This window comes from Roseofilum reptotaenium CS-1145 (genome assembly GCF_028330985.1).
GTDB classification, from domain to species: Bacteria; Cyanobacteriota; Cyanobacteriia; order Cyanobacteriales; family Desertifilaceae; genus Roseofilum; species Roseofilum reptotaenium.
Genome location: NZ_JAQMUE010000100.1, coordinates 108,233 through 116,956, shown reverse-complemented (window position 1 = coordinate 116,956; position 8,724 = coordinate 108,233). Strand labels below are relative to the sequence as shown.

Genomic DNA, 8,724 nt, shown 5'->3' with positions numbered 1-8,724 from the left:
GTGCGATCGCTTTCACGCAGAGTCCACCCTATTCAAAAGGGAGTTGGTTGAAATGACCAGGGAAGAGGTTAACAGACTTCTCTCCCTCCATGAATGGGAGACCGTCCAAGATTGCCTGACTTTCTATTACTGGACAGTTCCTAGTTCTGGTAAAAAATCTCTCTTTTTACTCAGGAAGAAATAGGGGTAAACCTCTCTTGTAAGAACCCTCTTAGTTCCCCAAGGGATCAACCCCTATCTCTGCAAAGTTCAAGTCGTAATTCCCCCAGAAGTATATCATGAGAATTCGTTGGAAACCCAACCCCCATGGGAGAAGGTTAAAGTCAAACCAAAGCAAGTGGCTCAATTCAGAGACTAAACCTATCCGGCTACCAGAGGTTCTTATTCCTGAAATCTTGGAATATGCCCACCAGTTGGACAAAGGAAATGTTGGTCAAGAATCCGATGAAAACATCAAGCAAGCCCGCTCTATTTTAGAGGGCTGCTTAGACAGCAAAAAGTACCCAGCCAATAGAGGAGGCGCAATCAAGAAAGAAATAAGGAAAGTCCTAGAGCTTTTGCGATAGCTAAATACCTCCAAAATGAGGGTAGGCACGCCTTTTATCCCTGTTGACCCCACCCTCATCTTGGGATTAGTATAGAAGCGAAAAAAAAAGAACGAGTTAGGTTTATCGCCTAACTCGTCACAAAATAAAACCATCCGACATTATGCATAAAAATCTTAAAGAGCGAAACCCCTCTCTTAACAGTTCTTCATGTGGGGGACATTCTCGTTCCCCCATTGTATCAGACAATGATTGGCTTGAGCAACAGTTAAATGACTCTGGCATAAAGAATCCTCTATTGAAGAAGCAGTTTGAGGTCTGCCTTGAAGGCTTCACTATTCAGGGAATAAGCATTGATGGAGTCAAGCTCAATCCTGACTCTTGGCAGAAGCGCAACCGCTACCCAGAGAAGCATCTCGACAAAGACGGTAAGCCCATCAAATACATCACCCAGAAGAAAAAGCCAGGTGAGGAGCATGGGTGCTATGATGCTTTCCTCCCTGCCGGATGTGTTGCCTGGTATAGCGAACTAAAGTGGAGATGTTCTGATTTCCTGTCGGGAACTTCAGGAGAGAAGATGGACATCACTCTCTCCCTAGGGCAATTTCTCGTCAAACACCCATCATTCCCCATCATCATTACTGAAGGGGCAAAGAAAGCTTGCTGTGCCTTGGAGAACGGCTATATAGCTATCTCTATCCCTGGTTGCTCCATGTGGCACAAGTCCCAATCCACAGAACTTGTCCCTATCCTTGATGCTCTGTGCGTCAAAGGCAGACCCGTCTATGTGGCTCTCGATAGCGATTTCAGAGAAAAGCCCGAAGTCAAACAGCAGCTTCAGCAACTCTCAAAAGCCCTAGAGAAACGTGGCTGTGATGTCAAAATATGTGTATGGGAACCAAAGGGTAAGGAAAAAGAAGGAATGGATGACTTCATTGTTGGTGGGGGTGATTTTGATGAGGTGATTAAGGCAGCTCTGACGATTGCACAATGGGAGAAACAGTTCTACAACGACTGTACACAGGTTGTACAGGACAAGAAATTAAGGAATAAGGCAGGAGATAAAGAAGAAAGATTCACCCCATTCAGCTTGGCTACTCAAGTGGCAGAGATTAAGGAGCCTACCTGGAGGTTTGACAATGCCTTCAAAGTCTGGAGACAGTGGGACGGCAAGCATTGGAAAACTTTAGAGCCAGAGAAAGTCACTGACTACTTGATTGAAGTTGGAGGGGGACAAATTCCGTCCCATAGTTTCGTAGAACAAGCCGAGAAGCTTCTCAGAGCCAAGCTGAGGAAACTAAACAAGCAGGATGAAGATTATCCAGTATTTGGCAAAAACCACGAGTATACGTACTTCCGCAATGGAGCGTTAAGACTTGAGGATAGGCAGTTTTTGCCTCACCAAAGGGAAAACCTGAACACTCACTATATTGACCGGGATTACGCCCCACTTCCTGAAGACCTGGGAGAGTGTGTAGCCAACCTAGAGCGCTATTGCCCACTGGTCTATGAATTCCTTTCTTATGCATCTAATGGCGATGATGCCCAGTTGAAAAAGTACCTCTACTGTCTGGCAGGTGTCCTGTTGGCACGTTACAACTGGTGTCAACGCTTTCCCCTCATTCATGGCAAGCCAGGGACAGGGAAGGGGACATTCACCCGAATGATGATAGCGCTTTTGGGTCAGGAGAACGTCGCAACTACATCCCTTTCTGATATCGGCGGAAAATTTGAACGGGCTAGATGGTTAGGCAAGAAGATGTGCTTGAACCCTGATGAGAGGACATGGGTCAAGGATATTAGCCTGCTTTTGAAAATGACAGGGCACGATGACATCCCCTTTGACCGCAAGCATAAAGACCCTGGTGAGTCCAAGTTCTGGGGAACGCTGGTCATTGTGTTTAACAGCTTCTGCTTTAGCTCAGATGAAGCCCTTAACAGACGAGCCGATTTAATCCTATTCCCCCATCCTTTTAAGAAGCGCTCTAGGGCAAAGGAGATAGCCATGATGAGAGAGATGGGGAGGTTGGCTAGTGTCCTATTTTCCATCCCGACAGAGCTAGTAGATGCGGGGATTTCAGGGGATATGGACACCCCATCCCTGGCTATCCAGAAGTGGGAGTTGCAATGCGAGAACAACTCGGTAGCCGCGTTCCTAGATGAGAAATTAGTACCCGTGCCAGGGCATGAGCTACTCCAGAGTGAGGCATTCCGAGCCTATCAAGACTATTGTTATGCCAATGGACTAAGCAAGCCCGTTTCTAACAGAAGGTTTGGCAAGGAATTAGAGGTGGCGACTACTCAAGTGGGATTGACTCTGGAAAGGAAAGACTGCAACCGAGGCAAGATGTTAATCGGTGTGGCACTGAGGAAGAATACCGAAAATGCCGATGCTCCTACCACAACCCAAAGACTCAAATCCCAAGCAGAAGAGAGTTTAGAAAATTGTGCGAAAACATCACCACTATCACCACTAACCCCACCACAACCCAATCAGGATAACGGTTCTAACCCTCACACTTATCACCACAACATCACCACGGGTGGTGAAAACATCACCACTGAGGAAGCAGCCAGCGATGAGCCAGTATCAGAGAGTGGGGCATCAGTGGTGAAAACATCACCACCCGTGGTGGAAGAAGTGGCGAAAAAAGAGGATGAAACGACCGTATATCAAGAAAGTGGTGATAGTGGTGATGACTCTGGACTTTTTCTCCAACAGGAAAATGCCTCCAATGTTTCGCCTCCAGACCTTCGCTTGGGGATGAGAGTCAAGAACAAAAGCCTTGACATGGAACTATTTAATGAGGGTGTCTTGACCCTTCCTCCAGGAGAGGATGGAAAGTGGGGAGTCTTCTGGGAACACTTTGCCTACAGCAGCAGGGAACATCCAGATAATCTCATCCCAATCGTTGACTGATCTAGTTTAACAATTGATACCAGTAAGAATGGCTTCTGGTCACTCTTACTGAGATTTTGCGGGAACTTTTTTGTACCTAGAATAAGCTCAAGAGAACACGAGGCGAATTTGGTATCCTTATAAGGATACCAGCGACAAAGCAATTAAGTGCAGAAGGTAGGGCAAAGTAAAGCCCTTGAAGCGTCCAACTCTTTGAGTGCGCTTTATCACTCGCTAGGCGGTCAACTGATTTCTTTGCTTCTCTCACTTTGACATTCATTATATGCATAGTCAGTGTCACCGTGATTGAGGGTAGCTTCGAGGGGTGAACCTACCCTCTTATCTCTGAACACCCGGTGATTCACCGTGTGATAGCAGTTGCGTCTGAAATTAAGAGGATATTTTTAGGGGTTTTGGGAGGGTTTTTAGTTTCCCTCAGGGAACCCCAGCTTCCTCTTGGGAATGCCCTTGGATTTCTCTATGGATTCTATAGAAAACTCTAATTACTATCTAACCCATTTGACCTATTTCTTGCCCCTTACTTTTGGAGGTGTTATGGTGGTTTTAGGCAGATTTTAGGCAGCCCCACCACTTTGGGGTAGTGGGGGTCGTGGGCGAAAAGCCCGTCCATTATTCGTTTCAATACAATCGGAGCGGCGGGATTTGAACCCACGACCCCCACTACCCCAAAGTGGTGCGCTACCAAGCTGCGCTACGCCCCGGTCACATATTTCTATCATAACACAGGATTTTGAAAATTAAAACCCCTCTAACGTATTTAAAGCTTGAATGACTTCTGGAGTCACCACAGCCGGCCAGGTTCCTTCGGCTCGACGACCGGTATTGAGGATGAAATGGAGGCTAAAGCTGTGGGAATATCCTTCAACTTCCATCCACAAAAAGTTCCCTTCGGCCTCACAGGTGATTTTTTCTTCTTCCATGAGTTCGGGGGCGATTTGCTCTAGGCTATGGATTAATTGTTGTAGGAGGCGCTGGAATTCTTGCAGTTCTGTAGCCTTTAGTTCGATCGCCCAATCTGCACCACCAAGCAAGGCGGGATACTCGATCTGTTCGGGTTTCCAGCCGACTCGCCATTGAGAGCCTTGTTTAATCACGGTTGTTTTGGGGATTATAAATGCCAACTAGGACATCAATTAAAGCGTTTCGTTGCGATCGCGTCAAATTTTGGATCGCTTGGCGGTCTCCCTCTAATGGATTATCTCTGAGCAAATCTGAACCGGGATAAACTCCTTCGTACATCACCTCATTAGCTCCCAAATAATCAGCTAGGGTTAACTTCCAATCTAGGCGATATTGGGGGGTGCGACCTTTGACATAGAGATGATAACGAATCAATCTCTCAACTAAGGTATTATCAGGCTTGGCTTCTCCCTGAAGTTGGCTAACGTAATGATTTTCTAGGGGAAAGTCTGGGAGTTGTTCATACACTAAACGCCACAGATCCCTGGGGCGAATGCGAGACTGGGCAAGAGCCACGGGTGGAGAAACTGACTTTAAGGGCATGAAGGATAAAGCCATCAGCCCTAGTGAACTTAAACCAATGAGAAAAAAACGCCTTTGTTTCATTCACCAATGATTTCGGGTTGGGTTAACTCATCAGACATTTCAATTACCGCTCGAATGACGGGTTTCATTTTGGGATCGTCAAGGCTATCAAATTCTTCGTAGCGACGACGTTGGGCACGATGGGCTACTTGTACGGTAATGCGATAGCGGTTGGATGCGGCATTAATGAGTTCCTCAGCACGACAAATTAATTCTTGGCTGTCTACGGAAGAGCGCTTGAGCATAGGGAGATTTTCAGAAGTTAAGTCAATCTTTATTCTAGTTTACCGGTTATGGTTAAAAGTCGAGCAGGACGGAGGAATTGGCGACCACAATTTGGTTATGACCGTTGCGTTTGGCTTGGTCAAGAACATAACGAGTGAGTTCGAGTAGAAATTGGGGTTGGGTATCAACATGGGGAACTAGAGCGGCAACTCCGATACTGAGGGTAACGGTGGAAGCAACGGGAGAGGTTTTGTGTTCTAGGTCTAGGTTGATGACGTTGTTTTGAATCATATGGGCGACATGAAAACTTCCCGATAGGTCGGTATGGGGGAGAAGGACGGCAAATTCTTCTGGCCCATACCGAGCGACTAAATCAGCGGGACGTTTGAGAGCTTGGCGCACAGCATCAGCAAGCAGTTGTAAGCAAAAGTCACCACTGAGGTAACCATAGGCTTCGTTGTAGAGTCTAAAGTAGTCAATATCACAAAGAATTAGACCGAGAGGCGATCGCTCCCTGGCGAGTCTTCGCCATTCTTTTTGTAGCACTTGGTCGAAACGGCGACGGTTGAAGAGTTGGGTGAGGCTATCGGAAGCAGACAGTTGTTTGAGTTCTTGATTGGCTTCTTTGAGTTGTTCGTAGAGCTGGGACTGTTGAATGGCGATGCTCAGTTGGCTGCTCATGTCTTTGAGCAGTTGGGTTTCCCAGGGTTGCCAGTTTCGAGGCTGATGGCATTGATGGACGATTAGGAGTCCCCAGAGATAGGTATCGCACAGGTGGTAGTGATGGGAGGCGATCGGTAAATTAGACTGATTGGATGGAAAGGGGGTATTTTGGATCGGGATAGTTAAGGGGATTCCCAGTTGAATGGGAAAGACTAGTTGCGATCGCACCTGAAGTTGACTCAGGTATTTGCGGTCTTTATCTCGAAGTTCAGCCGTTTCTAAATTGTCAATTTGGCTGAATTTTCCTTGTTGATAGAAGGTGACTTGATCTTTGGTGTAAGACTGTTCAATGGGCTGATCCAGGATAGAATGACAGCTAGAATGGAGTGCTTCGACGACGACTGTACCGCTCCAATCTGGATTAAAATAGTAGATGAAGGCTCGGTCTATGCCCAATAGGGTTTGCACTCGATCAACTGTCGATTGCAGAATTTCTTCTAGGGCGACAGATTGGCGAATAATCTCAATCATTGCTCGCAAGAGGCGATCGCCTTCGGCTTGTTTCTGCCGTTCTTCCTGCTCCTTATAGAATTGAGTCCGATCTTCAATCAACACTAAGTATTGAGACGTTGGGCGTTCTTCTTCCCAATTAGCCCTCAGCGTTACCTTTAGGTCAACTCCTTCTAAATTTCCTTCTCTCTCTACCGATTGATTCTCGATCAATTCTCCTAAATGAACAGAGCTTAAAAACGGGAATATTTCTCTCACATCGACACCGAGAGCTAGAGTCATTTGAGGAAGAATATCCGCCATATTATCATCAGCACCCGTTATTAAGAAGCGATCATTAATGATCAAATAACTGGCTTTAAATTTCAGGCTTATAATCTGATTGAATAGACGATTCATCGCTGGTTCTCCCTCTCCCATCTCTCCATTCTGAAATCCCTCTTTTCCTAAATTAGGCTTACACTTCAGAACTTTTCGACGGAATCTGATGATTGATTTTTATTAACTTGCACTTCAGTGGACATGACGGGTGGAACTAGACAGTTCCGTAATTGAGAATAGGGTAAAGTCTAGATTCTTGTCTGTGTGTTTATCCTATCACTTCTCCCTGGGATTGACAATCGCACAGACTTAGCTTGAAACTTTATGACTCCTATTCAGAGAGAGGGGAAAGATTTGCCCTGAAATCCTATGAGAGATTACTCAATTTCCAGGTTTAAATTCCACTTCTCTAGGGTTATTCCCAGACTCTGATCTAACTGAGTTAAGGCATTGAGGTACTCTATTAAAACCCCCAATTCATTTTGTTGGGCTTGAGCTAATTGATTTTGAAAATTAATAATATCAGTTAGCGAAGTATTGTCAAGACCCAGACTGAGCTTCTCTTCTTCCGCTGCTAATTGCTCTGCCACCAATTGAGTCCTGGATCGAGATTGCTGCACCTCTTTCCAGGTCAGTTGAATTTCACGGATCAGATTATTCAAGTCAATATTCAAGCTTGAATAGATTTGACCTAGGGTGTTTTCAGCTTTGGTCACATTCACTTGGCTTTGTTGAAAGCGCTGTTCGGGCTGCAAATCTCCCCAGGTTTTACTCAAAGTTAACCCTAGAGTTAGATCAGATCGAGTCTCAACCAAATTACTGGGTTGAAAATTATAATCCGCTTCTAAATCCAAATCCCAACGACGATCGTCGGCGGCTTCAATTAAAGTATAGTTGGCAATTTTCTGAGTCAATTGAGCTTGTAAGTAAGTGGGATTGTTTTCTAGGGCTATGGACACTAACTGTTCCGCTTCTAATATCGGTTGATCTTGGAGGGTGGGAGCTTGAGCCGCGATCGCTAAATCTTGATCGAGTTCTAATAAATTCAATAAGTCTAATCGAGCTTCGTCCAGGGCATTTTTAGCATTTAAAACACTCAATTCTTGATTCGCTACATCTGCCGCTCCTTGAATCCGTTCTACTGGGGGGAGTTTTCCTGCCTCAATTAAAGCTTCTGTCACTTCCAGACGACGACGAGAGTTCGCTAGGGTTAATTGGGCAATTTCCAGTTGTTGTTGACGTTGAAAGAGTGTACGGTAACGCAAAATAGAATCAGTCACTCGATCGATTAATGTAGATTTCACTTGTAAAATCTGCACTCGATTCGTTAATCGGGCACGCTCAACCGAAGCTTGATTAACTGCGACTCCTGAGCGTCGTAATAAGGGCTGTCTCAATTGTAATTCAACCTGATGATTTAATGCCCTTTGATCCAACGGAGTAGTGGAAGCAAATTGTCGCTCTAAACGGCGCACAGTTCTCCAGTCAAGGGTGATTTCCGTACCGATGGGAAGCTGAGTATTCAGGGAGGCACCGATATCTAACCCTTCACTTTGAGTGATAATGGGGCCAGTCGATCCTCGACGAGCATTGAGTAAAATACGAGGGGTAAGATTGGGGTTAAATTTATCTTCAGCAACGGCCAGATCTTGACGTTGAGCAATGCGATCGAGATAGGCATTTTTGACTTCTGTGTTATTTTCAACTACCAGTTGGACAACATCGGTGATTGCCAAGGACAAGGGGACGGATTCTGTTCTCTGTTCAAACTGAACAGTTTGAGCCTCTAAGGGAGTCGCTTGTGCAGGCAAAACAACGCTCAAACCGATACTATAAAGGGTTAATAGCCCTCCAGAGATGAGGGATAGACCAACGGATGGGTAATAGCTCATGGCTGGTTTTTGGATAAAAGTTTAACGTTAATTTAATATGAATTTCATTGGGTCCCACAAACGGTGTTAAGAGTCTAGCCAACTGGAGAACTTTCGAGTCAAC

6 protein-coding genes and 1 tRNA gene are annotated in these 8,724 nt (G+C 45.5%); 1 reads left to right on the top strand and 6 read right to left on the bottom strand.

Going from position 1 to position 8,724, the window contains the following annotated elements:
• Positions 1-708 precede the first annotated feature (708 nt).
• Complete coding sequence (locus PN466_RS22860) at positions 709-3,465, top strand: DUF3854 domain-containing protein (RefSeq protein ID WP_271944329.1); 2,757 nt, start codon at positions 709-711, stop codon at positions 3,463-3,465.
• A gap of 627 nt (positions 3,466-4,092) precedes the next feature.
• Here the strand turns inward: PN466_RS22860 and PN466_RS22855 are convergent.
• The 6 genes from PN466_RS22855 to PN466_RS22830 all read right to left on the bottom strand — a co-directional run bounded on the left by PN466_RS22855 (position 4,093) and on the right by PN466_RS22830 (position 8,621).
• Positions 4,093-4,166: transfer RNA gene (locus PN466_RS22855), tRNA-Pro, on the bottom strand.
• Between the two features lie 36 nt (positions 4,167-4,202).
• A complete protein-coding gene (locus tag PN466_RS22850; protein ID WP_271944327.1) occupies positions 4,203-4,559 on the bottom strand; it encodes a DUF1818 family protein in 357 nt (118 codons plus the stop codon).
• Positions 4,552-4,983, bottom strand: a complete 432-nt coding sequence (locus tag PN466_RS22845; protein WP_278003195.1) for a hypothetical protein — start codon at positions 4,981-4,983, stop codon at positions 4,552-4,554. The genes PN466_RS22850 and PN466_RS22845 overlap by 8 nt, the downstream gene beginning before the upstream one ends.
• Positions 4,984-5,027: 44 nt before the next feature.
• Positions 5,028-5,255 (bottom strand): DNA-directed RNA polymerase subunit omega, encoded by a 228-nt coding sequence (locus tag PN466_RS22840; protein WP_271944325.1) that lies wholly within the window; start codon positions 5,253-5,255, stop codon positions 5,028-5,030.
• A gap of 52 nt (positions 5,256-5,307) precedes the next feature.
• Entirely contained in the window at positions 5,308-6,807 is a 1,500-nt protein-coding gene (locus tag PN466_RS22835) for a sensor domain-containing diguanylate cyclase (protein WP_271944323.1), read from the bottom strand.
• 299 nt (positions 6,808-7,106) lie between these two features.
• Positions 7,107-8,621, bottom strand: coding sequence for a TolC family protein (locus PN466_RS22830; RefSeq protein ID WP_271944322.1), 1,515 nt, complete (start codon positions 8,619-8,621; stop codon positions 7,107-7,109).
• Positions 8,622-8,724: the final 103 nt, after the last annotated feature.